26 protein-coding genes are annotated in these 24,851 nt (G+C 33.6%); 18 read left to right on the top strand and 8 right to left on the bottom strand.

Going from position 1 to position 24,851, the window contains the following annotated elements:
* Window positions 1-9 precede the first annotated feature (9 nt).
* From pdxR to DN408_RS26240, 4 genes are all read left to right on the top strand, one after another.
* Complete coding sequence (gene pdxR / locus DN408_RS26255; protein WP_002128684.1) at window positions 10-1,443, top strand: MocR-like pyridoxine biosynthesis transcription factor PdxR; 1,434 nt, start codon at window positions 10-12, stop codon at window positions 1,441-1,443.
* 33 nt (window positions 1,444-1,476) lie between these two features.
* Window positions 1,477-1,833 carry a CidA/LrgA family holin-like protein gene (locus DN408_RS26250; RefSeq protein ID WP_002014630.1) on the top strand — a complete coding sequence of 119 codons (357 nt, stop codon included), beginning with the start codon at window positions 1,477-1,479 and terminating at the stop codon, window positions 1,831-1,833.
* A 23-nt stretch (window positions 1,834-1,856) separates the two neighbouring features.
* On the top strand, window positions 1,857-2,528 hold the full coding sequence (locus DN408_RS26245) for an LrgB family protein (protein WP_002128681.1): 672 nt from the start codon (window positions 1,857-1,859) through the stop codon (window positions 2,526-2,528).
* Between the two features lie 65 nt (window positions 2,529-2,593).
* On the top strand, window positions 2,594-3,016 hold the full coding sequence (locus DN408_RS26240) for a YfmQ family protein (RefSeq protein WP_002088014.1): 423 nt from the start codon (window positions 2,594-2,596) through the stop codon (window positions 3,014-3,016).
* A 27-nt stretch (window positions 3,017-3,043) separates the two neighbouring features.
* On the opposite strand, the gene DN408_RS26235 is transcribed toward DN408_RS26240, so the two are convergent.
* Together DN408_RS26235 and DN408_RS26230 are read right to left on the bottom strand one after the other, a co-directional pair.
* Window positions 3,044-3,445, bottom strand: coding sequence for a CBO0543 family protein (locus tag DN408_RS26235; protein ID WP_002128679.1), 402 nt, complete (start codon window positions 3,443-3,445; stop codon window positions 3,044-3,046).
* Window positions 3,420-4,598, bottom strand: a complete 1,179-nt coding sequence (locus DN408_RS26230) for a DUF2515 domain-containing protein (protein ID WP_002128677.1) — start codon at window positions 4,596-4,598, stop codon at window positions 3,420-3,422. The genes DN408_RS26235 and DN408_RS26230 overlap by 26 nt, the downstream gene beginning before the upstream one ends.
* A 467-nt stretch (window positions 4,599-5,065) precedes the next feature.
* Between DN408_RS26230 and DN408_RS26225 the strand changes: the two genes are divergently transcribed.
* Genes DN408_RS26225 through DN408_RS26210 form a run of 4 tightly spaced genes read left to right on the top strand, consistent with a single transcriptional unit; the run spans window position 5,066 to window position 8,415 of the window.
* The gene (locus DN408_RS26225) at window positions 5,066-6,052 is read left to right on the top strand and encodes a UDP-N-acetylglucosamine 4,6-dehydratase family protein (protein WP_078178915.1); all 987 of its coding nucleotides are present in this window, start codon (window positions 5,066-5,068) and stop codon (window positions 6,050-6,052) included.
* The gene (locus tag DN408_RS26220) at window positions 6,049-6,957 is read left to right on the top strand and encodes an SDR family oxidoreductase (protein ID WP_147740443.1); all 909 of its coding nucleotides are present in this window, start codon (window positions 6,049-6,051) and stop codon (window positions 6,955-6,957) included. The genes DN408_RS26225 and DN408_RS26220 overlap by 4 nt, the downstream gene beginning before the upstream one ends.
* Window positions 6,957-7,301, top strand: a complete 345-nt coding sequence (locus DN408_RS26215; RefSeq protein ID WP_170935245.1) for a DUF6572 domain-containing protein — start codon at window positions 6,957-6,959, stop codon at window positions 7,299-7,301. Before DN408_RS26220 ends, DN408_RS26215 begins: the two co-directional genes overlap by 1 nt.
* Window positions 7,302-7,350: 49 nt before the next feature.
* Window positions 7,351-8,415, top strand: a complete 1,065-nt coding sequence (locus DN408_RS26210) for an undecaprenyldiphospho-muramoylpentapeptide beta-N-acetylglucosaminyltransferase (protein ID WP_002128671.1) — start codon at window positions 7,351-7,353, stop codon at window positions 8,413-8,415.
* A 107-nt stretch (window positions 8,416-8,522) separates the two neighbouring features.
* Here the strand turns inward: DN408_RS26210 and DN408_RS26205 are convergent, their stop codons facing one another.
* Window positions 8,523-11,243, bottom strand: coding sequence for a putative bifunctional diguanylate cyclase/phosphodiesterase (locus tag DN408_RS26205; RefSeq protein WP_078179193.1), 2,721 nt, complete (start codon window positions 11,241-11,243; stop codon window positions 8,523-8,525).
* Window positions 11,244-11,669: 426 nt separating this feature from the next.
* On the opposite strand from DN408_RS26205, the gene DN408_RS26200 reads away from it, so the two are divergent.
* On the top strand, window positions 11,670-12,059 hold the full coding sequence (locus DN408_RS26200) for a VOC family protein (RefSeq protein ID WP_002014647.1): 390 nt from the start codon (window positions 11,670-11,672) through the stop codon (window positions 12,057-12,059).
* A 224-nt stretch (window positions 12,060-12,283) separates the two neighbouring features.
* Entirely contained in the window at window positions 12,284-12,859 is a 576-nt protein-coding gene (locus DN408_RS26195; RefSeq protein ID WP_002128669.1) for a histidine phosphatase family protein, read from the top strand.
* Between the two features lie 67 nt (window positions 12,860-12,926).
* Here the strand turns inward: DN408_RS26195 and DN408_RS26190 are convergent, their stop codons facing one another.
* A complete protein-coding gene (locus DN408_RS26190) occupies window positions 12,927-13,571 on the bottom strand; it encodes a YczE/YyaS/YitT family protein (protein ID WP_002128666.1) in 645 nt (214 codons plus the stop codon).
* 182 nt (window positions 13,572-13,753) lie between these two features.
* Between DN408_RS26190 and pepT the strand changes: the two genes are divergently transcribed.
* On the top strand, window positions 13,754-14,986 hold the full coding sequence (gene pepT, locus DN408_RS26185; RefSeq protein WP_002128664.1) for a peptidase T: 1,233 nt from the start codon (window positions 13,754-13,756) through the stop codon (window positions 14,984-14,986).
* 100 nt (window positions 14,987-15,086) lie between these two features.
* Window positions 15,087-16,148, top strand: a complete 1,062-nt coding sequence (locus tag DN408_RS26180) for a lactonase family protein (protein WP_147740442.1) — start codon at window positions 15,087-15,089, stop codon at window positions 16,146-16,148.
* A 34-nt stretch (window positions 16,149-16,182) separates the two neighbouring features.
* On the opposite strand, the gene DN408_RS26175 is transcribed toward DN408_RS26180, so the two are convergent.
* From DN408_RS26175 to DN408_RS26165, 3 genes are read right to left on the bottom strand one after another with little or no spacing between them, the layout of a single operon-like run.
* Window positions 16,183-17,094: a DNA-3-methyladenine glycosylase 2 gene (locus tag DN408_RS26175; protein ID WP_016120667.1), complete on the bottom strand. Its 912-nt coding sequence runs from the start codon at window positions 17,092-17,094 to the stop codon at window positions 16,183-16,185.
* 2 nt (window positions 17,095-17,096) lie between these two features.
* Complete coding sequence (locus tag DN408_RS26170; RefSeq protein WP_016120666.1) at window positions 17,097-17,621, bottom strand: methylated-DNA--[protein]-cysteine S-methyltransferase; 525 nt, start codon at window positions 17,619-17,621, stop codon at window positions 17,097-17,099.
* Window positions 17,608-18,198, bottom strand: a complete 591-nt coding sequence (locus DN408_RS26165; protein ID WP_033731160.1) for a bifunctional transcriptional activator/DNA repair enzyme AdaA — start codon at window positions 18,196-18,198, stop codon at window positions 17,608-17,610. The genes DN408_RS26170 and DN408_RS26165 overlap by 14 nt, the downstream gene beginning before the upstream one ends.
* 154 nt (window positions 18,199-18,352) lie before the next feature.
* Here DN408_RS26165 and DN408_RS26160 point away from each other — a divergent pair, with 154 nt between their 5' ends.
* From DN408_RS26160 to DN408_RS26135, 6 genes are all read left to right on the top strand, one after another.
* On the top strand, window positions 18,353-19,111 hold the full coding sequence (locus DN408_RS26160) for an exodeoxyribonuclease III (RefSeq protein WP_078178288.1): 759 nt from the start codon (window positions 18,353-18,355) through the stop codon (window positions 19,109-19,111).
* A gap of 310 nt (window positions 19,112-19,421) precedes the next feature.
* On the top strand, window positions 19,422-20,387 hold the full coding sequence (locus DN408_RS26155) for an iron-hydroxamate ABC transporter substrate-binding protein (protein ID WP_078178287.1): 966 nt from the start codon (window positions 19,422-19,424) through the stop codon (window positions 20,385-20,387).
* A 27-nt stretch (window positions 20,388-20,414) separates the two neighbouring features.
* Window positions 20,415-21,422, top strand: coding sequence for a FecCD family ABC transporter permease (locus DN408_RS26150; protein WP_002066739.1), 1,008 nt, complete (start codon window positions 20,415-20,417; stop codon window positions 21,420-21,422).
* Window positions 21,415-22,437 (top strand): FecCD family ABC transporter permease, encoded by a 1,023-nt coding sequence (locus tag DN408_RS26145; protein ID WP_002087982.1) that lies wholly within the window; start codon window positions 21,415-21,417, stop codon window positions 22,435-22,437. The genes DN408_RS26150 and DN408_RS26145 overlap by 8 nt, the downstream gene beginning before the upstream one ends.
* 15 nt (window positions 22,438-22,452) lie before the next feature.
* Complete coding sequence (locus tag DN408_RS26140) at window positions 22,453-23,274, top strand: ABC transporter ATP-binding protein (protein ID WP_033731158.1); 822 nt, start codon at window positions 22,453-22,455, stop codon at window positions 23,272-23,274.
* A gap of 16 nt (window positions 23,275-23,290) precedes the next feature.
* A complete protein-coding gene (locus DN408_RS26135) occupies window positions 23,291-24,109 on the top strand; it encodes an alpha/beta hydrolase (RefSeq protein WP_033731157.1) in 819 nt (272 codons plus the stop codon).
* A gap of 44 nt (window positions 24,110-24,153) precedes the next feature.
* On the opposite strand, the gene DN408_RS26130 is transcribed toward DN408_RS26135, so the two are convergent.
* Window positions 24,154-24,843: a class I SAM-dependent methyltransferase gene (locus DN408_RS26130; protein WP_002185110.1), complete on the bottom strand. Its 690-nt coding sequence runs from the start codon at window positions 24,841-24,843 to the stop codon at window positions 24,154-24,156.
* Between the last annotated feature and the right edge of the window lie 8 nt (window positions 24,844-24,851).

Below are 24,851 nucleotides of genomic sequence, written 5' to 3'. Positions count from 1 at the left end.
GGGAACTAAATGAAATGGCAACCGAATCGTGAAGATAAGATACCAGTTTATAAACAAATTGCTGATTACATTGAAAGAGGCATTTCTACGGGTGAATTCCCTTCTGATAGAAAATTACCTTCCGAGCGTATGTTAGCACAGAATTTACAAGTGAACCGGAGTACGGTCGTAGCTGCTTATGAGGAATTGAAATCACTTGGGGTAGTAGAACGGAAAAAAGGAAGCGGCACTCGGGTGAATACAGATATATGGGGTGTGTCACATAAACGAATACCGAACTGGGGTAGGTACGTTGAGGATGGATCGTTCTTACCTAATGTACCACTTGTTCAACAAATTCGAACGGAAACACAAAAAGATGATTTAATCAATTTAGCGAGTGGTGAATTGTCATCAGATTTAATTCCGAGTGATAGATTTCGAACAATTTTGTCGGAGAAAACATTTATGGGAAATCTCGGTTATGACCATCCGCTTGGAAATGAAATGTTGCGAAAAACCATTGCGGCACATGTCGAGCAATATAAACAAATAGAAGCAGATTCAAGCTCTATTCTTATTACATCTGGAGCTCAGCAAGCACTTAATCTTATCGTTCAATGTTTGTTAAAGCCTGGAGATGCGATTGCAATTGAGGATCCCTCCTATTGTTATTCACTTCCGATGTTTAAATCAGCAGGTTTAAAAATATTCCGTTTACCAGTTGATCAGCATGGTATGAATCCAGATGACTTAATCGATTTGCACAAAAAGCATCGCATTCGTATGGTGTTTTTAAATCCGGATTATCAAAATCCAACTGGAACGGTACTTTCATTGGCAAGACGTAAAAAGGTTTTAGAACTATCTTCTGAATTTGGTATACCGATTGTAGAAGATGATCCGTATAGTTTGACTTCTTTTAATGGAGAAGTGAATCCAACATTGAAATCGATGGATCAAAATGGGAATGTTCTTTATGTGAGCTCATTATCAAAAATTGTTGCATCAGGATTACGTATTGGTTGGGTAATTGGCCCCACGCGCGTAATTGAGAGATTGGCAGATGCGAAGCAGCAAGTTGATTTCGGTCATAGTGTATTTACACAGTGGGTAGCGAACCAATTTTTAGAATCTGAGGATTTTCATACGCATATTACGTTGCTTCGTGGACAACTGAAACAAAGAAGAGATGAGTTAATTAGAAAGCTTGAAGAAATATTAGGGGATCAGATTGAATTTTTTGTTCCTGAGGGCGGAATACATTTATGGTGCAAAGTGCAAGGAACGTTTGATGAATATCATTTACTAGGTGAATCTATACAAAATGGTGTAGCATTTGTCCCAGGAAGCGTCCTAGGTTCGAAAAGTGAATATGTCCGATTTACTTTTGGCAGAGCGAATGTAGAACAAATTCAGCTTGGAGTTACAAGGTTTGCGGAAACATTAAATGAGATTTCATAATAGTGAAGCGTAATATGGAAATGAGGGAAAGAAATGAAGTACGTGACGCTTTTACTTCAAGTAGGCGTGCTATATGTGTTTAGCTTAGCTGGTACGTGGATTCAAGGAGTATTCCATCTGTCGATGCCAGGAAGTTTAATAGGGATGTTAATATTGTTTCTACTCCTTTCTACTCGTATTTTTCCATTAAAGTGGTTTGAGGTAGGGGCAGAAAAGTTAATAGTATTTTTACCGTTATTTCTAATTCCTTCGACAACAGGATTAATGGAATATGGATCTTTTCTTTTAAGTAAGGGGAGTGTTATATTCCTTTTAGTAGTTGCAAGTACGGTAGTAACATTGATTGTTTCAGGGTATGTAAGTCAATTATTAGTAACATCAAAAAAATAAAATCGACAAGGTGCACGATTCAAATGGTCTTAATTATTATTACTGTAGTAATTTATTTATTGGCGACAAAGTTATATAAAAAATTTACGTTTCCATTTACGTTACCGGTATTAACAGTTACAGCAATTATGATTTGCTTATTTTTGATATTTGGTATTTCTCATCATGAGTATAAGGAAAATGGGGGAGACATTCTTTCAGGTTTTTTGAGTCCTGCAATTGTAGCGTTAGCCATACCTCTATTTAAAGAGCGAGAGATACTTATGAAAAACTTTTTAGCGATACTAATCGGCGTAGTGATAGGTATAGTGGCTTTAACGAGTATGAATGTAGTGATTGGTGGAATTTTAAATCTAGATAAGGAACTTATATTAACAACTTTACCACAATTAGCGACAATGCCTATTGCCATTTCATTAGCGGATCAAATTGGTGGCATTCCATCTATGACTTCTAGTTTTGTAGTTGTTGCAGGAATAACAGGTGCTATTATCGGACCGACAGTACTTAAGTTTTTCCGAATAACAAGTACGATTGGAAAAGGAGTGGGGATGGGCTGTGCATCACATATTATTGGTGTGAGCCGTCTAGTGAAAGAAGGAGAGAAAGAGGCAACTATCGGTTCGGTAACGATGATTGTAACAGGGATACTTATTAGTATATTAGTACCTTATGGAGTGAAATTTTTATTTTGAAAATTAATGAATCGTAATAAGGAGCATAACACTACTCATTTTAGAGCGTAATGGAGATGATTAAAATGACAACATGGTTTATAGTTACATTATTTATTTTTGGTGCTCTTAAAGTACTAGTTTCTAGTATGCCAACTTCTGTTGTAGAATCAATTATTAGTAGATTTGAGTTACACCAAAAACTTGATGAGGAAAATACTACTGTAACGGTAGATGGGGAAAGTATAGAAGGAGAAATGAAACTTCAAGTTATTCATGAATTTAACGAGGCTTTATTTTTAGATAAACATTATTTTCCGCCGCAAGGGAATGGTACACCGATAGTCATGGAGACGAAGAAAGGAAAAAGAGAGATTAGATTTTCTATATATAGCTACGAGGAACACGTTGATGTAGTAAAGCAATATAAGAAGAAAGTAGTTGCATATCGTTTGCGATCAAAAAGCCTTCAAAGTCGTTCAGTAGCAGTGACTGAAGATTATGCTTAAGGAGAGACCGTTATTATAACGGTCTCTTTATTTTTGCATCCAAGTATATAATTTCCAAATAAGAGAAAAGAAAATGATATATCCAAATAAAGAATAAGCATGATGCCAATTCCCGTTATGTACAAATAAACCTAACCGCTCAGCAACTTGTTCAAAAATACTAGCACAAAGCCCTATTAAAATAATAAATATAGTTCTAGAAACTGCAGATAATGTTTTTGAAATTTGTATGAAAATGATTGTTAAAATTGGTAGCACAAACAACGTAAAGCCTATGTTAACTGAAAATATAGATGAGAAAGGTCTAACTGGAAAGGAATATATTTGTGTATGCACAAAGAAAGCATCTAAGCAAGTTCCAATAATAGAAGAAAGTAAGACTGTAACTAATAATGCTAAAAAATCATTCTTCTTCTCGAAGGAGGACATTTTTCTTTGCGAGAATTGCGAGTTCAATTTTTTCGAGTGTTTTGCAGTAGTCTTCTGTAATTTTTCCATTTATATTTTCCTCCTTATCAACTAAATAATTTACAACTTGCCAATCGTTAAACCAATCTTCATTTTCAACTTCTTCATGTTTCATATCCCGCCATGCATAGATGAGTGCAGGGCTGTATATACGATACGCGTCACTACGTAACTGGCATTTCTTTATTCGGCGTTTATAAAACTCACGTGAAAAAGATTCATTTACACTAGAAAATAAATGAGGCCAGTAATCTTTTCTTGAGCCTGTATGTGGATGGTGATGGACCCAGTTTATTATTTGAGATAAAATATGTGTATCCCGAAATAACAATGAATACAACCGTTTTCCAAGTGAAATTCGTTCATGCAAAGAAGTGAAATGTTTCATTGTATCACCAAATAGTAATACTTTTTGCTTTTTATCATTTTCGTAAAATGGGAAAAGGATATGATTAAACTGAAAAAAATCAAAGAGTTTAAATCCAATACTATTTAATACAGTCTTTTTAAAGTGTGCATTTTGAATAACTCTTTTTTCTAAGTAGTTTTGTTCATTAATAATAGTTGCGATCGCTAATGTTTTTTTGTTACCTGTTTTCCAAAAATCGTTCCACATTGTTTCCATAAATGTAGAAACATTTAAGTGAGTGAGAAGGTGAAATAGCTTTTTTGATTTTTTTACACTTTGCTCATATAGTAAAAATTGAGGATATACATCTTGGAAAATGAGCCAATTTCCTCTTTCTAAAAAAGAGAAAAATGTAATTTGATCTTTCTCGGATAAAAGCCTCGTATATAAATCTCCCTTTAAATCTGTCATATTCCAGCCACCGTTACGTGATACGATATGCCCAAGTAGTGCCCAATGTATTTCTGGATATTGAATGTAAAATTGGTAGTATGCACGTGTTCTTGTGACGTTATTTTTATTTAGTTCTTTTGTCTGAGCTTTAATTTTATCGATGATAAGTTGCTCTTCTTTCGTTAATTTATATATGGTAACAGAAGAGATGAGATCGCTTTTTTGTTGTAACTCGTTTTTCACGTCGAATAGGGAGAGAGGGAGTGCTTTTGAGAATTCTTTAGATGTATTGTTTGAATTGCTTTGGTACATTCCATTACCTCCCTTTTCTATGAGTTTAAATGTGGTATTGGTTATGAATCATTCCATTTATCTCGCTATTAACGAGCAGTAAGACTCCCATCTCAAAAGTCGGCTAAAGCAAAGAAGTTAGGTGAGGGTGGGGCTGCTCGTAAAAGCCCGACTGATTCAACTAATAATCAGTCGGGGATGGACAAAATCCCCACTAATTAAAGTTTCACTTTATTTTATTACGAGCATAAGAAATAAATGAGCGGTGTTTTTTAAACCAGTAATATAGTTATCATTCAAACAGTATAAAGAAAATCTAATTGCTAAGAAGTGAAATGAAAAACAGAAACTATTAAAAAATAGTTTCTGTTTTTTTATTTTGTCAATTAAATGTAACAAACGACGATTATGATTTGAATCAATTGAAAATAATTCAATAACCTTAATAAATACAATTTGAATTGAAATATATGGTAGGAGGAAAAGGAATGCTTAATAAAATAATTTTAATTACTGGTGGTACAGGTTCGTGGGGATATGAACTTATAAAACAACTATTAGAAAAATCACCGAAAGAAATTAGAGTTTTTTCAAGGAATGAAACGGTTCAGTTTGAAATGCAGCAACAGTTTATAAATGAAGAGAGATTGAAATTTATTATTGGAGATATTCGTGATAAAGAGCAACTAGTATATGCTTGCCAAGGTGTACATTATGTATTTCATCTTGCAGCTTTAAAGCATGTTCCAGTATGTGAATATTATCCTTATGAAGCTATAAAAACAAATATACATGGTACGCAAAATGTAATTGAAGCATCTATCCAGAATCAAGTTGAGAAAGTTATATATGTTTCAACTGATAAAGCGGCCGATCCATCAAATACGTATGGGATGACAAAAGCAATTGGTGAAAAATTAATGGTTCATGCGAATGTGCAAACGAAGAAAACAAAATTCATTTGTGTTCGTGGCGGAAATGTTTTAGGAACGAGTGGAAGTGTGGTACCGCTTTTTAAAAAGCAAATTAAGCAATCTTCAAAAGTAGGGATTACCGATGCAAATATGACTAGATTTTTCTTAACCATTGAAGATGCTGTTGGATTGTTATTTAAAGCAGCATCTGAAGGAAGAGGAGGAGAAATCTTTGTTATGAAAATGCCAGCATGTAAAATAACGGATTTAGCAAGAATATTGATTGAAGATTCAAAAAAAGAAAACGTGAAGATAAAAGAGGTAGGGATAAGACCTGGTGAAAAATTAAGTGAAATGCTTTTATCTGAGGTAGAGAGTAAAACAAGTATTAGTTTTGATCAAAATTATTTTGTGGTACTACCGACTATTCCTATAGAAGGACTTCAAGAATATTATGCTAGTTATCCGCTTGTGGATGTGAAGAGTTTTAGTTCTCAACAAGACTTACTTACAAAACATGAGGTGAAACAAATGTTAGAAAAAGGAGGGTTTTTACGATGAAAAGAAATGCGAGCCTTTTAATAACTGGTGCAAATGGCTTCACAGGACGTCATGCTTGCCAATATTTTTTAGAGCAGGGCTTTCATGTAATTCCTATGTTTCAAAATCGTTCACATAGAGAAAAAATCGAAAATGGTATTACTTGTGATTTAACAAATAAGAGTGAAGTAATGAAGGTAATTAAACAAATAAAACCAGACTATGTATTGCATTTAGCAGGAAGAAACTCAGTTAATGAGTCTTGGACAGCTTCTCTGGAATATATAGAGATTAACGTAATAGGGACTTTATATTTATTAGAAGCCATTAAGCAGGAAGCCTCGCATTGTAAAACATTAGTTATAGGATCTGCATTGCAAGCAGATAGTATGAAAAACATAAAAGTTTCAAATCCATATAGTTTAAGTAAAACTATGCAAGTCATTATTGCGGAGGCTTGGGGCGGATTAATGGATTCAAATATTATCATTGCAAAGCCCTCAAATTTAATTGGTCCAGGAGTATCGAATGGTGTTTGTTCAATTCTCGCAAAAAAAATGATAGATATAGAATCAGGTAGAAGTAAAGCGATTATTGAAGTAAACAGTTTGAAAGATAGTAGAGACTTTATAGATGTACGTGATGCAGTTAAAGCGTATCATGTGTTATTACGTGATGGTATAAATGGAAAACAATATAATATTGGATCAGGAGTAAAACGCTCTTTATTAGATGTATTGGAACAATATAAAGGATTAACACAGTTGAATTTTACTATAAAAGAAACAGAGAATAGTGAGAGCGGCTCAAATGAAAGTTTAGTATTAGAGGATATAAAAAAGTTAGGTTGGGTTCCAGAAATCCCATTTCAGCAATCATTAAAAGATGTACTTGAGTATGCGAAGTGTAGTGACATCTGCATTTAATGAAAAATATAAAAGGATGTAAGAAATATATGAATTGTTATGAGACTATAAATAATCAAAATATGCTATCGCTTTCGATTGTTGATACGCTGGATTGGAAAGATGAAGAAGAACACGTTTTGCGCATCTATGAGGCGATAAATACATGTCGAGCATATGTGGAAAAGGTTAATCGAAACCCCAAAACAATATATACAGGAACTAGGCCTGTAATCCAAGTCTTTACTCAGTATGAATGTAGTGAGTATGGAAATGATTTTTATGAACTTATCAAAGATCTTTTGCAAGACATAGGTCTGGAGTTAAAGATTTATATAAATCATAGTAAGTTAATGTACATTTGAAAGATTACTATAAAGCTAGACTTTTAATGATAAAGGTGGGATATAAGCTATGAATAAAACGATTCTCTTTACTGGGGGCGGTACAGCCGGACACGTAATGATTAATATGGTATTGATTCCTAAATTTATAGAAAAAGGATGGGGAGTTGAGTATATTGGATCTCAAAATGGAATTGAAAAATTATTAGTTCAAAATGTTAAGTACAATAGTATTTCAACGGGGAAGCTCCGGAGATATTGGGATTGGGAGAACTTTAAAGATCCTTTTAAAATTATAAAAGGCTGCTTACAAAGTTATAAATTAATTAAGAAAATAAAGCCTGACGTTATCTTTTCTGCAGGAGGATTTGTTTCAGTTCCTGTAGTTGTAGGGGCATGGTTAAATAGTGTACCTATCGTAATACGTGAACCAGATAGCACGTTAGGACTTGCAAATAAAATAGCATTACCTTTTGCTACAAAACTATGCACAACATTTCCTCATACAGGGAAGAATGTAAGTAATGAGAAAAAGGTTTATGTAGGACCAATTGTAAGGGAAGAAATTGAGAGAGGTAACGTATTACGAGGAAGAAGGTATTGTGAATTTCAGCAAGATAAGCCAGTATTGTTAATAATGGGTGGGAGTCAAGGTGCTAAGTGGATAAATGATATGGTAAGGAAAAGTTTAGATACATTATTATTAAGTTTTAATATTGTTCATATGTGTGGTAAAGGGAAGGTGGATCCTTCTATCGGAATGGAAGGTTATATGCAATTTGAATATATAGGAGAAGAGTTGCCACATATACTGAATATGGCAAGTGTTGTAGTTTCCAGAGCGGGTTCTACTGCTATTTCTGAATTGTTATTTTTGAAGAAACCGATGTTGCTTATTCCGTTAACTAATGGTTCCAGTAGAGGGGATCAAGTTTTAAATGCTGACTATTTTTCTAGGCAAGGGTATGCGGAAGTATTACTTCAAGATAGAATAAGCACCAGTACATTTACAGATGTGGTAAATAAGTTGTATGTAAATAAGGAGAGATATATTCAAAACATGAATGGATTTAAGAAAACAAATGAGGAGGGAATTCATCAATTAATAGATTTAATAAATGAAGTAGTTAAATAATAAAAAAAGGAAAGAAATTATTTTCTTTCCTTTTTACTATAGTTGTTCAAATTCATTATTACCTATAACGATTACATTCAGTATAGAGTTATATGCATTTTGATTTACTATGGACGAATACCGTTTTCTAACAGCTTAGTAAATGCATTGGCATAAATAGGTTTACTGTAATAGTAACCTTGAATAAACTGACATTTATTTTTTTGAAGGAAATTTACGTGTTCTTTCGTTTCTACGCCTTCAGCAATGACGGACATTCCTAATGTATTTGCTAATGTGATGATTGTTTTAATGATTTCCATTCCATCTTCACACGTTTCAGACATTGTAATAAATTCTCTTGGGATTTTTAACGTATCGATTGGATATAAAGGTAAGTAGGCTAGGGAAGAATAGCCTGTACCAAAGTCGTCGATTGAAATGTGAATCCCTAAACTTTTTAGTGTACGCAGTTTTATCAATGTTTCTCTCTCATCCATCATTGCAATTCGTTCTGTTAATTCTAGATCAAGGGAACTTGCTGGTAAGCCTGTAGTTGCTAAAGTAGAAGAAATAGATTTTACAAATCCTTCTTGTTCAAATTCTTTAGCAGATAAATTTACCCCTATTTTTAAATGCGAATATCCGAGTGCATGCCAACGTTTCATTTGCTCACAAGCCTGCTGTAATGTCCATTTTCCTATTGGAATAATTTGTAGTGTTTCTTCTGCAATCGGAATAAACTCGTATGGAGAAATAACACCTAATTCAGGATGATTCCACCTGATTAAAGCTTCTGCACCGATAATTTTATTAGATTCACTATCAACTTGAGGTTGATACAAAAGGAACAATTCTTCATTTTGTATTGCGTTTGGTAAATCTTTTTCTAATCGTAATCGTCTTTCGATTTTTTTAGCGATTACATCGTCATAAATAGAGACAGAGTTAAGCTCTTTTGCCTTTGCATCATACATTGCAACATTAGCGTTTTTCAGAAGTGTAGCGGTATCGATTCCGGAATGTGGATAAATGGAGATACCGATACTCAGTGATAAAGTTAATTTATGCTCATGTATGACAAACGGCTTTTCCATGCTTTCAAATAATTGGTTACATAACTCGAATAAGGAATATTCGTCAGTATAGTTTTCAATTAAGATTGTAAACTCATCACCACCGATTCTTGACAGATGAGTATGTGATGGAAGACATGATTGGAATCGCTTTGCTACTTCTTCTAATATGTAATCACCTGACGAATGTCCAAGTGTATCGTTAATTACTTTAAAGCGATCTAAATCTAAATATAATAATGCAAACTCACTTTGTGTTGTTTGAGCATTTTTTATAAATTTTCTTAGCTTCCTATGGAAAAAGGATCGATTCCCAATTTTCGTTACAGTATCGTGGAATGCTAAATATTTTATTTCTTCTTGTTGTTTTTTTAGTGCGGTAATATCCTTTACCATAATATAGCTTCCTGAAATTTGTCCATCTATCATAATAGGAACGATGGTAACGTATAAAAAATAAGTAAAGCCATCTTTATATTGAGAACTAAGTTGTAAGGATGCTGATTCTTGTTGTTTAACTTTTTCTAATGCAGATATCAGTTTATGTTTATCTGCATCTAAAATAATAGAAAAACATGTCTCACCAAGTAACTCGTTCGTTGGTGCTCCAAGTAGTATACTTCCTGCTTTATTTACATTTAAGAATATTCCATTTAAATCAATCGTAAAAATGGGATCAGGATGATATTCATATAATGATTTGAATTTTTGTTGTTTCTGAGATAGGGCCTCTGATTTATGGACTAAATCAGAAGTTCTTAAAGTAACTTTTTCTTCTAGTTGAGCATTAAATACTTGTAAACGTTTTGTTAGGGTGTCGTTTTGCATACGCACAATAGAATGGCGAATAAGTACGAAAACAAAAGCGATACAATTTCCTGTAATGAGAGTTGAAGACGATGTTTGTTCTTTTAATGTAAACCCGATTAGTATTGCAACAGCAAGATAGGGAAATACGACTAAAACTTTCTTTCCTAGTATAGGGTTTACAATGAAATAATTTTTATGGCTATTATCATCTTCTGAAATAGACCCAGCTATTGCGATAAGCAATATAGGTATTCTATATAAAAGACGTAAAAATGTTATAGTGTCAGTTGATAAATGGGTATTTAAGTAAAAATAAATATAGTTAAAAGTTGCAGAACTAATTAATACAAAAATAAAGATATAAATTTTCCGCTTGGACTTAAAAATTGTTGGGCGGAAAAAGAGACTAACACCTAGTAGAAGAAATAATAGATCTGCAATTGGATATAGAAATGAAAGGAAAATATCTGCGAGTGAAAGTGAGAATATATTTAAATTTGGCTGATTAAATAAATACCATTCTAATGTGAATATGGAAGTAAGTACTATACATATATCACAAATAAAGAAAGCTTTTTCCCATTTATTGCATTCTTTTAAGATCTTATAGCAAAAAGCGATAAGGCAGAAGAATAGAAAAAACATGTAAAATACATCAGAAATAGTAAAATGATGTATTGGAAGTTCGAAAAAGGTATCTTGATACGTATATACTACTCTTCCTAATAAAAAACTACCAATTGCAATTGTAATACATATCCAAAAAGGATTTGAACTAACTTTTTTAGAGTATATAGAGTAAATTAGCGATATAAATGTAATGACTTCAACGATGAGTGAAGCGAAGCGTACATTGAAATTTGAAAAATTAGTAGGGAACAGAAAGAAAAACATAAAATAGATTGAATAGCATATTAATGTTGTGATTAATATACATAGCTGTAAATTTTTATTTAATTTCAAAAAAATCACCTTCTTTAAGCATGTACTATATTCGTAATATCTATACGTAATAATATTACTTAAGGATTGTATCAGATTTCCTTATAAAAAGCATGCTTATAAGGAAAAAAACAAGAGTGCAATAATTCTTGAAAATGAAAAAACACTACATTTAATGATTTTTAGTGTATCAAGATTTTAGATGGGAATTGTATATTTAGTCATCCAGTATATTTTAAAGGTTTTTTAGTGCTTTGCAAGTGGAGATGCAAATTTGCATATAAAATGATGGGATTTTCTTTCTAGGTGAGTTTTTGATTGTTATAGGCTAGTAAGTAACACCTTTGTATGTATCTATTTTCATACTAATGAGGGATTTCAAAAATGTTTTAAGAATATACAATAAAATATAGTCATTCATTACGTTTTTGGTATGGGAGGAAAAGCATGAAAAATTGGGTGAAGTTTCGAATAGCACGTCCAACAGATAAGTTTGAAGAGGTTATAGCATTCTATGAAAAAGGATTAGGTTTAAAGCGTATAGGTGAATTTTACGGTCATGAAGGTTACGATGGCGTCATGTTTGGACTACCAGATGAAGAATATCATTTAGAATTTACAAGATATATAGATGGGAGCCCATGTCCAGCTCCAACAAAAGATAACTTACTTGTATTTTACATGCGAGAAGATAGTGAAATGAAAAAAGTGAGTAAAAGGCTGCATACAATGGGGTATGGTGAAGTAGAACCAGAAAATCCGTATTGGAAAGAAAAGGGGATAACGATAGAAGATCCGGATGGTTGGAGAATTGTATTGATGAAAATAGAAGAATGAGGTGTGGCGAAACTAGAGGAGAAAGGCGTTTCGAGTTTTGATAGTGTAAAAGAAAATATATATAAGCTTCCTTGAAGGGGATAAAATCAAGGGGAAGCTTTTTTGTGAATTTATCTGAAAATTAACATTTGATAATTTGTTCTGGAAAGATATGGAATAAGAACGTATATTCTTATGGGTTGATAGTCATATCTTTAAAGAGGGATATAGAAAAGGGAGGAATTATGAATACATATATCTATATGGTTAGGCATGGTGAATCGCCAAAATTAGAAGGAAATGAAAGAACACGTGGATTAACTGAGAAGGGAATTTTAGATGCTCAAAGAATAACTGAGATATTAGAAACAGAGGGAATTAATACTTTCATTTCAAGTCCGTATAAGAGGGCTATGTTAACGATAGAAGAGTCAGCGAATCTCCATGAAAAAGAAATGTTAGTATATGAAGGTCTTAAAGAGTGTAAGTTTTCAAATGAAAATAAAATTATATCGGATAAGGAAGTGTACCCACTTGTAAAGGAGATGTTTTTTAATCCAGAATATGCACTGACGGATGGAGAGTCATATGCGGATTGTCAGCGAAGAGTAGTGAGAGTGTTAAAAGAAATATTAATGAATTTTCAAGGACATAAAATTGTAATTGGTACACATGGGCTTGTAATGACACTAATGATGAACTATTTTGATAATCAATATGGACTTGAATTTTTAATGAATACATCCAAACCGGATATATATAAGCTAGAATTTAAAGAAGAGCAATTAATGAATGTAGAGAGATTATGGAGAGAAGAATGAAATGGGGTATATGGAGTGTGTTTTAAAAATTACTTTTAAAACACACTCTTTTGCATTAAGTTGAGTTTTAAATATTTTCACTAATACGTTCTTTGTTTTTGTTATTTAAAGTATGTAAGAGTTTTTGAAATACCTTAAATGAATGCTGGAATATTGGACTTTGAATAAAAGTGTATAGAAAAGTTACGATAAAAACAGGACCTCCTAGCATGTATCCAATGACTAGTACAAAGCATTCTACAATAATTCGAGCACGGCTAATAGATAACCCAGTTTTGTCAGAAATGGTAAGCATGAATCCATCGCGGGGTCCAGCACCAATGCCAGCCGCAACGTACATGCCGCCCCCAATGCCTGTAATTGCAATACCAGAAAATAAAATGAGTAAGTTTATCCATAAATAATCACTAGCGTTTGGAAGGATTTTTGATTGTAAGAAAAAGTCCATAATAGGACCGATAAGTAGTGCATTTAAAAATGTGCCCACGTTTATATATTTTCGATCTACTAGTAAAGAGATAAGAACGAGACATAATCCACATATGACACTCCAAGTGCCAATTGTCCACCCAAATCGTTGGTAGAGAGCCATATTTAAAACTTCCCAAGGGTGTAAACCGAGGAATTTAACTTTGACTGCGAGAGCATTTCCAAGTCCAAAAAAAATTAATCCTAGGAAAAAAAGAAAATAGCGAAAGAGAGTTAGCCTCATCTTTAAAACCTCCCAATATATAATGATGTATATTACATGTTTGAATTTAAATGTACAAATGTTATGTCTTTTTATGATTTATTAAAAATGTAAATGGATATATATTTTCACAGTCAAAAAAGTTAAAATATTTCGTTATAAGGATTATAATAGAGAGAGAACTATAAAAGGAGTGAACGAATTTGAAACAAGAACTTATTGAAAGATTTACGAGATATGTAAAGATTGATACACAATCAAATGAAGAAAGTCATACAGTGCCTACAACACCAGGGCAAATTGAGTTTGGTAAGTTATTAGTGGAAGAGTTGAAAGAGATTGGGTTATCAGAAGTGACGATGGATGAAAATGGTTACGTAATGGCAACACTGCCTGCTAATACAGATAAGGATGTTCCTGTAATCGGCTTTTTAGCTCATTTAGACACAGCAACAGATTTTACAGGGGAAAACGTAAAACCACAAATTCATGAAAATTTTGATGGTAATGCGATTACGTTAAATGAAGAATTAAATGTTGTGTTAACACCTGAACAGTTCCCGGAATTACCATCATATAAAGGACATACAATTATTACAACTGATGGTACAACACTTCTTGGAGCAGATGATAAAGCTGGTCTTACAGAAATCATGGTCGCAATGAATTATTTAATACATAATCCGCAAATTAAGCATGGAAAAATAAGAGTAGCATTTACACCGGATGAAGAAATTGGCCGTGGACCATCGCATTTTGATGTAGAAGCGTTTGGTGCATCGTTTGCTTATACAATGGACGGAGGTCCATTAGGTGGTTTAGAATATGAGAGTTTTAACGCTGCAAGTGCCAAATTAACTTTTAGAGGGACAAATACACATCCTGGAACAGCGAAAAACAAAATGCGTAACGCAAGTAAACTCGCTATGGAATTCGATAGACAGTTACCAGTAGAAGAGGCGCCAGAATATACAGAGGGATATGAAGGGTTTTATCATTTACTCTCTTTAAATGGTGATGTCGAGCAAAGTAAAGCTTACTATATTATTCGAGATTTTGATCGTAATCATTTTGAAGCGCGTAAAAATAATATTAAAGATATTGTGAAAAACATGCAAGAGAAGTACGGCGAAGATGCAATCGTTTTAGAGATGAATGATCAGTATTATAATATGCTTGAAAAAATTGAACCGGTGAGAGAAATTGTTGATATTGCGTATGAGGCAATGAAAAGTTTAAATATTGAACCGAATATTCATCCAATTCGCGGTGGAACAGATGGATCGCAATTATCATATATGGGATTACCAACGCCAAATATTTTCACTGGTGGTGAAAACTATCACGGTAAATTTGAGTATGTTTCGGTAGATACTATGGAAAAAGCTGTTCAAGTAATTGTAGAAATCGCAAGACGATTTGAAGAACAAGCTTAAAAAGAGAACCAAGTAGTAATGAAGTGCTACTTGGTTCTTTTCTATAGTAAAAATACAAAGTGAAACTTGTTACAAGACGTTTGTAAAAGGGGGAAATGTTATGAGTGAAAATCAGTTTCATGGTTATATAGGGACATATACCAAAGCAGAGAGTAAGGGGATTTATAAATTTATACTTGATACGAACATCGGAGAACTTAAAGGGATTGAATTAGCAGCTCATATAGGAAGTCCGACATATGTAACGATTAGTCATAACAACGAGTACCTTTATTCTGTTGCGAAAGATAATGGGTTAGGTGGAATTGCTAGTTTTTCTATTCATAATAAATTCGGTAATCTAAATTCGATTAGCATGCAAGTTTTAGAAGGGGCATCGCCGTGCTATGTAAGTGTGAATCGGGAGAATAGTATAGTAGTAGCTAATTATCATAAAGGAACAGTAGAGTCCTATTTAGTGAAAAAGGATAATGGAAGTTTAAATGCTGCTACGGTAATTGTAGAACATAAAGGGTCAGGACCAAATAAGGAAAGGCAAGAAAAGGCACATGCTCATTATATAGATTTTACTCCTGATGAAAAATATGTAGTAGCAGTTGATTTAGGAATAGACAAGGTGATTACATATAAAGAAAGTGATGGAGAACTAATAGAAGTTACACGGTTATCTGTAAAACATGGTAGTGGTCCAAGGCATCTTATATTTCATCCAAGTGCGCAGTATGCATATGTTATGACAGAATTAAGTTCAGAGATTATTGTACTTCAATATGATGCAAAGAGTGGCAGTTTTAAAGAAAAACAATACATTTCTACATTACCTGAAGATTTTAGAAAAGATAGTTACGGAAGTGCAATTCACATTTCTTCTGATGGCAAGTTTGTTTACGCAGCAAATAGGGGACATAATAGTATCGCGGTTTTCCGAGTGAATGAGCACAATGGAGAGCTCGCTTTTATTGAAACAGTATCGACAGAAGGGGATTGGCCACGTGATTTTTCTTTAGATCCGGATGGAAAATTTTTAATTGCAGCGAATGAAAGATCTAATACTTTGACTTTATTTGCTAGGGATGAAATGACAGGGGAGCTAACGCTTGTACAGACGGACGTAAATGTTCCAGAGCCAGTATGTGTGAAGTTTTTACATGTGAAAAAATAGATAGGTTTCCCTATCTATTTTTTATTAGGAAATTTTAATATAGCACCCGCCACAAATAAAAAGTCGCGTAAGACTCCCAATTTGTCCAATTTGATGCAAATTCTTTTATTTCATTTTTAGTCGGTTTCTTTTCGGAACCTGTTATAAATTTAATTGCATTATGCAAACCAACATCATCAATTGGAAAAGCTGAAGGGAATCGTAAACAACGCATCAAAACATAGTGAGCTGTCCATGGCCCTATACCGCGAATGCTAGTTAATTGTTTTTCAGCTTGCTTCACATCTTGTATTTGTAATAGAGATTCTTTTGATAATTTACCTTCTGTAATGTGCTGCGCGACGTCAATTAAGTATTCGCACTTTCTTGTAGTCATTTTTAATGTTGCGAGATCTTCTGCATCTAAATTTGCTATTACTTCAGGTGATGGGAATATCCAATGTTTTCTACCGTTCCAATCTACATAATCGCCAAAATTTTCGACTAATCTTCTTTTTAGAGTATAGGCATATGTGAGGTTGATTTGTTGACCTAGAATCCCCCAGCATAGTGCTTCAAATAAATCCGGAATTCCCAAAGTACGAAGACCGTAAAATTCTTTAATGGGTTTTTGAAGGAGTGGGTCGTGTTTAGCTAATTTATAGAAGGGAGCTAAATCAGTAGTTAAATCAAACCACTCTTTTACATAGTTAGATACGGCATCGTGTGCCCATTTTTCAGAGACATATGATGCTCCTAAAAAACGTATTTGAATATTACTATTGGCATTCAAACCAATTTCAACTAATGGATTTATGTTTTGAACAGGAATGACTTTATAGATTTTATTGTTTTCAATATGAAACATACATTCATTTTTAGAACGCGATAGATAGCGTAAGTTTTCTTGAAAACTAAATTCTTTTGGAACGACTAAAGACAATATTTCATTACAATCCTCTGTCATATTTACTCCTCCCGAAGCGCTTCTAATTTGAGCAATTCTTTTTTCATTTCTAAACCACCTCTAAAACCGGTAAGTTTACCATTTTTCCCAATAACGCGGTGACAAGGAATAGTGATAAGCAGAGGATTTGCCCCAACGGCAGTCCCAACGGCACGTACAGCTGTAGGTTTTTGAATTCTTTCTGCAATTTCTGAATAAGAATATGTTTTTCCATAAGGAATTTCACGTACCGTATTCCAAACAGATAATTGAAATTCAGTTCCGTAAGCATCAATAGGGAATGTAAAAGTTTCTCGCTTGTTTTCTAAATACTCGATAACTTCTTTCGTATATGTTAGCAGGTAATCTGGATTGTGAGTCAATATATGCTGTGGCAGTTTTTTTCTAGCCCACAAATTTAGTTCTTCAAAGTTTTCGTCTTGAGATCCAATGAAACATAGTCCATTTTCAGTTGCAGCAATATGCAAGCACCAATTTTTATGTGTAATTAGCGCCCAATATATAGATTTATTTTTATAGGAATTCATTATTGTATCCCTCTTTCATTTCGTTCTTTTTTCGATATTCAGTAGGAGTAAATCCGGTTTTCTTTTTAAATAAAGTTGCGAAATACTCCGAGTTTTCTATCCCGACAGCAGTACTAATTTCCTTAACGGATTGATTTGTATGTGAAAGATATTCTGCCGCTTTTTTAATTCTGAATTGCTGTATATATTCTATTGGACTAATCCCTACAATTTTCTTGAAAGTGCGTTGTAGATGATAAGGGCTACCATGGCATATTTCTGCGAGTAAGTCGAGGGTTAGCACGTCACAATAATGTTTTTGGATATATTCTTTAATTTGCTCTACCCATTCTTCATTAGGTAAAGTTAGCCCGTTTGGTTTACAACGTTTACACGGACGAAAATTTTCATGTAATGCTTGCTCTGCCTTAAGAAAAATACGTACATTGTTTTTATTCGGTATTCTCGATTTACATGATGGTCGGCAAAAAATACCGGTTGATTTTACAGCGTAAAAGAATTTGTCATCATATATGGAGTCATTATGAATAATTGCTTGCCAATACTCATTTGTTACTGTGAACTCTTCATTATGCACAGAACATCACCTCTGGCATTAGTATAACCTGAATAAAGTACGTATGTACGTATTTACGAATGTAAGAGCAAGATTACAAAGATGAAACTATGATAGGGTATCTATTTTGTGTTAGCATGAAAATTGAAAATGCACATCAAGAGGAGGAACATAGATGAAGTTGATTTCATGGAATGTAAATGGTTTGCGAGCAGTTATTGCAAAAGGTGGATTTCTAGAATATCTAGAAGAATCTAATGCAGATATATTTTGTTTACAGGAAATTAAATTACAAAGTGGACAAATTGATTTAAATTCCGAGGGATATTATACATATTGGAATTATGCTGTGAAAAAAGGCTACTCAGGAACGGCTATTTTCACGAAAAAAGAACCGATTTCTGTTACATATGGTTTAGGGATTGAAGAGCATGATCAAGAAGGACGAGTTATTACGTTAGAATTCGAAGATTTTTATATGATAACGTTATATACACCAAATTCAAAACGTGGATTAGAACGATTAGATTATAGAATGAAATGGGAAGATGATTTCCGGGCGTATATTAAGCGGTTAGATGAGAAGAAACCAGTTGTTTTTTGCGGTGATTTAAACGTTGCTCATAAAGAAATCGATTTAAAAAATCCGAAAAGTAATCGGAAAAATCCTGGTTTTTCGGATGAAGAAAGAGAGAAATTCACATGTGTTTTAGAGGCGGGATTCATTGATACGTATCGCTATCTTTATCCTGATCAAGAAGGAGCGTACTCATGGTGGTCATATCGTATGGGTGCAAGAGCGAAAAATATCGGTTGGCGTTTAGACTACTTTGTGATTTCTGAAAGGCTAAAACATAAAATTACCGATGCGAAAATTAATAGTGAAGTGATGGGATCGGACCATTGTCCAGTTGAATTACATATAGATTTCTAAAAAAAGAAGTATCTTCCTGAAAAAAAGGAGATACTTCTTTTTTGTTCAGTTTGTTAAAATTTTTCAAATCATTCTTGAAATAATCTGATATTAAATATATACTTAATAACGATAATCATTATCACTGTTAGTGATTATCGTGGGATGAGGGTTGTAAAGAATTTAATACTAGGGGAAGTGAACGAGAATGGCTCTCCATTTTACGTAGATTTATTAATGATGTGAAATATAGATGAGGATTATGTTTCATATAATTAAGTTTCATTGTTGAAATAATATATTTGAAGATTTCGAGAGGAGATATATAAAGATGAACAAGAAGTTATTTACATTAGGGATGGTTACAGTTTTAAGTGTTGGTTTAGCAGCATGTAATAGTGCAGACAAAACTTCTGGGGAACAAAAACAACAGACAAAGGCTACGGAAACGAAAAAAGACGAAAAGCGAAAGATTACATATTTAGGTAAAGAATATACAGTACCAGCAAAAGTAGATAAAATTGCGACAGCTAGTTTAGAGTCAATGGAAGATGCGGCAGTACTTGGAATTAAACCGGTAGGTGCAATTACGGTTGGTGGGAAATTACCAGGGAACGTTGCAAAAGATTTAGAAGGTGCGAAATCTGTCGGTGAGAAAATGGAACCCAACTTTGAAACATTACTTCAATTAAAACCTGATGTTATTACATCAAGTACGAAATTCCCAGCAGAAGCGGCTGAGAAATTTACGAAGGTAGCTCCAACAATCCCAATATCACATGTTTCTACAGATTGGGAAGAAAACTTAAAATTAATGGGAGAACTATCTGGTAAAAAAGACAAAGCAGAAAAAATTATTAAGGATTATAAAGCAGACGCTGAAAAAGCGAAAGCAAAAATTGGAGATAAGTTAAAAGATAAAAAGGTACTTGTAATAAGATTAAGAGCGAATACATTATTCGTTTATCCAGAAGGAGTATACTTCAACCCTGTAATTTATAAAGACCTTGGATTAACTGCTCCAGAACAACTTAAAAATGTAAAAACGCAAGAGAAACTCTCTTTAGAACAACTGGCTCAAATAAATCCAGATTACGTATTTTTACAATATGAAGCAAGTGAAAATAATAAACCAAAAGTACTAGAAGAAATAGAAAGTAATCCAATTTGGCAAAGTGTAAATGCTGTAAAAGAGAAGAAAGTATTTGTAAATACTGTAGATCCTATTGCACAAGGTGGTACTGCTTGGAGTAAAACAGTATTTTTAAAAGAAGCAGTGAAAAATTTGACTAAATAATAAAATTAGTAAGGTGCGTTGAATGATATGCGGAAAATAAATTCACTTCCAATGATAATTTTATGCTTAGCACCCATATGTATTTTACTTACTGTTATTTTATCTATCTTATATGGGACAAAAAATATCGATTTTGAAACGACGTGGAATGCATTGTTTCATTTTGATTCGAGTAATGTAAATCATAATATTATTGTTACATCTCGTTTACCAAGGGTAATTGGAGCTCTTTTAGTTGGAGCTTTTCTAGCCATATCAGGAGCACTTATGCAGGGGATGACAAGGAATTATCTTGCATCCCCTTCTATTATGGGTGTGACGGATGGTTCTGCTTTTGTTATTACAATGTGTATGGTATTCCTTCCGGGAATGTCTTCAGTCAACATGATTTTATGTTCTATGCTGGGTTCAGCATTAGGCGCGGGGATTGTTTTTGGATTTGGTTCACTGCTTAGAAACGGATTGTCACCTGTAAGATTAGCAATTATAGGAACCGTGATAGGGACATTTTTAAGTAGTCTTTCTGCCGCAATTGCTTCTTATTTTCAAGTCTCTCAAAATATTAGTTTTTGGTACAATGCGAAATTAGATCAAGTAGATCCCAATATACTTAAATTAGCAATTCCTTTTGGTATAGTTGGTATTATTTTAGCACTTCTTATTTCAAAATCTATTACAATCCTTTCATTGGGAGAAGAAGTGTCTATTAATTTAGGACAGCGTACGAAAATTATAAAAATGACTGCAATTTTATCTGTTGTATTTCTGACTGGCACAGCAGTTGCTTTAGTAGGGAAAATAGGTTTTGTAGGACTAATTATTCCTCATATTACCCGCTTTTTAATCGGTGTAGATTATAAATGGATTGTGCCTTGTGCTGGAGTAATTGGTGGTGTGTTTCTTGCTTTATGTGATGTGTTAAGCAGATTTGTAAACTATCCATTTGAAACACCAATAGGCGTTGTTACGTCTCTAATTGGAATTCCTTTCTTCCTTTATTTAATTCGTACAAGAGGGGGAGAGAGACATGCTTAAAGGCTCAAGTCAGCGTTTTGTAATGACTATGGGTACTATTATACTTTTAATTTTATGTACCATTTATATTAGCTTAACGAATGGTACATTTGATATTACAATTATGGACGTCTTTCGAACAATTTTTCGGATTGATCCAGTCCCAGAACATGATTTAGTTATATTTGATTTTAGACTGCCGCGAATCATAATTGCTGGCCTAGTAGGATTAGGTCTAGGGATAGCTGGCGCTGTTATTCAAGGGATTACGAGAAATGGTTTAGCAGATCCGGGTATTTTAGGAGTAAATGCTGGTGCAGGAACTGCAATCGTAATTTTTATGTTCTTTTTCCAAGGACAAATAAAGAGTACGGATTGGATTTCTATAATGATGATGCCGATGTTTGGCTTAGTTGGAGGGTTAGGCGCGGCTATATTAATTTATATATTTTCTTGGCGAAATGGAAAGTTAGATTCACAGCGTCTGTTACTAACAGGGATCGCAATAGGGTCAGGTTTCGGAGCGTTTTCTATGTATTTATCATTGAAAATGAAAGCAACTGACTTTGAAATGGCAGCTGTCTGGGTTTCAGGTAGCATATATAATGCAAACTGGAAATACATTATTGCAATGTTGCCGTGGCTTATTATATTAATTCCAATTATAAAAAAGAAAGCTTATTTGCTAGATTTATTTCAATTGGAAGAAACGAGTATTACAAGTCTAGGTGTTTCAGTAGAAAGAGAGAAGTCTATTCTATTATTAAGCAGTATTGGACTTGTAAGTGCATGTGTTGCTGTTTCAGGAAGTATTGGATTTATTGGTCTAATGGCGCCACATATAGCCAAAAGACTTGTTGGCATTCAACATAAATATGTAATTCCTACATGCGGAGTAATTGGGATGCTACTTGTAATTGCTTCAGATTTTATCGCAAAAACAATTTTTATGCCTGCAGAATTGCCTGTAGGGATTGTTATTGCTATTGTCGGTGTACCGTATTTCTTATATTTACTTTATAAGGCGAAAGCGTAAGAGGAGGAAATACAAGTGAATATTTTAAGTGCAAAAAACTTGGAAGCAAATTATGAAAAACTTACAGTGTTTCGCGATTTAAATGTGGAAATACAAAAGGGAAAAGTAACGACAATTATAGGTCCAAATGGATGCGGAAAATCGACATTATTAAAAACGATGGGAAGAATTTTAAAACAAAAAAGCGGTAAAGTATATTTACAAGGACAAGATTTAAATACGATTTCAACGAAAGAAATCGCGAAACAGTTAGCTTTGCTTCCGCAAAATCCGATTGCCCCGGGAGAGATTAAGGTAGAAGAGTTGGTTTCTTATGGGCGTTATCCACATCGTAATAACGTGAATAAGTTAACTTCAAAAGATAAAGAAATGATTGATTGGGCATTAGATATTACCAAAACATCAGCGTTTCGAACGAGACAAATTGCGAATTTATCAGGTGGACAAAGACAAAAAGTATGGCTAGCGATGGCATTAGCACAAGAGACAGAAGTGTTACTACTAGATGAACCAACGACATATCTTGATATGTCTCATCAATTAGATGTATTACAAATTGTGGAGAAGTTAAATAAAGAACATAATTGTACGGTCGTTATGGTATTACATGATATTAACCATGCAGCGAGGTTTTCAGATGAAATTATTGCAATGAAGGAAGGGGAAATCGTTACAACTGGAAGCCCAGAAGAGATTATTACAAATGAAGTATTAAAAGAAGTATTTCATATTGATGCGCGTGTCATGATTGATCCGTATAATGGGTCTCCTGTTTGTTTTGGATACGATAGCGTTATATCTCAAGAAGAGAAAGTAGAAATATATGTAACGAGTTAAGAAGGGGGGATGTAAGATGAATACTACTATTGAAAAACAGCAGATTATTACATCTAATACAGAACAGTGGAAAATGTATTCAAAATTAGAAGGTAAGGAATATCAAATTCATATTTCAAAGCCGAGGCAGCCGGCACCAGAGTCAGGATATCCTGTTATATACGTATTAGATGGCAATGCCTTTTTTCAAACATTCCATGAAGCGGTTAAAATACAATCAGTTAGAGCAGAAAAAACAGGTGTTTCACCAGCCATTATAGTAGGTATTGGTTATCGTATTGAAGGGGCATTTTCAGGTGAAGAAAGATGCTATGATTTTACGCCTAGCGTAATTTCAAAAGATGCTCCTTTAAAACCGGATGGTAAACCGTGGCCTAAAACAGGAGGGGCACATAACTTCTTTACGTTTATTGAAGAAGAATTGAAACCACAAATTGAAAATAATTTTGAAATTGATAAAGAGAAACAAACGTTATTTGGACATTCTCTAGGTGGATTATTTGCATTACATATACTATTTACAAATGTAAATGCTTTTCAAAATTATTTTATTAGTAGTCCGTCTATTTGGTGGAATAATCAATCCGTACTTGAAAAAGAAGAGAACCTTATAAATGAATTAAACAATGCTAAGTTTGAAACAGGGGTATTCCTTACAGTTGGGTCACTAGAACGAGAGCATATGGTTGTAGGTGCAAATGAATTATCAGAGCGCCTTCTCCAAGTAACACATGATAAACTTAAATTTAAGTTTTATGAAGCGGAAGGGGAGAATCACGCATCTGTTGTCCCAACGTCTTTAAGTAAAGGATTGCGATTTATTAGTCAAGTGTAGAAGACGTATATGAAAAAAGGTAAGCAATTGCTTACCTTTTTTCATTATTGTTTTATTGCCACGTACCCATCAATTAAAAAGCTAGTGAAAAAACGAGTGATTTGAGTAAAGCCACATTCCTCCATGATAGTTAGTAAATCTGTTTCAGAAATAGGAAACATTTCTTTTTCAAAAGAATTTTCAAATCGTTCCCAATCTTTTAATGGAATTTGATTTTGCATCATATGGTTGCGCCAAGCATTTAATTGTGCAGAAAACATACTTGTATGGGGTATACCATTTATTGAAGAGAGAAAGAATGGAGCACCGGGCTTTAAGCGACTACTAATTTCATTAAGTAACTCTTTTTTCCCCTTCATAGTTGGGATGAAGTGCAGAACAAGCATACAGGTGGCAGCGTCAAATAATGGATTGGTTAATAATGAATGAACAGTTCCATGTACAAAGTGAATTTGATTTTGTATGCCTGCGTTTTCAATTCTTTTTTTAGCTAACTGTAGCATGCTTTCAGATGGATCAACACCTGTAAAATAAAAATTGCTATTTTGTTTGCCTATTGAGAGGATTTCTTGTCCACCACCAGCACCTATAATTAGTAACTTTGGATTCATATTTTCTTTAGGGAGTGTAGTAAATAAGAAATGATTCATCATTTCATATAGGGTAAAATATCCAGGGATTTTCAACGGAATTGTTCGTTCATACGTATGTACAGTACAATCATTCCAGCTCATTTTTTAAC

Source organism: Bacillus sp. AR13-1, from assembly GCF_008042285.1.
In the GTDB taxonomy this organism is placed as follows: domain Bacteria; phylum Bacillota; class Bacilli; order Bacillales; family Bacillaceae_G; genus Bacillus_A; species Bacillus_A mycoides.
This window is presented reverse-complemented; position numbering and strand designations above follow the sequence as displayed.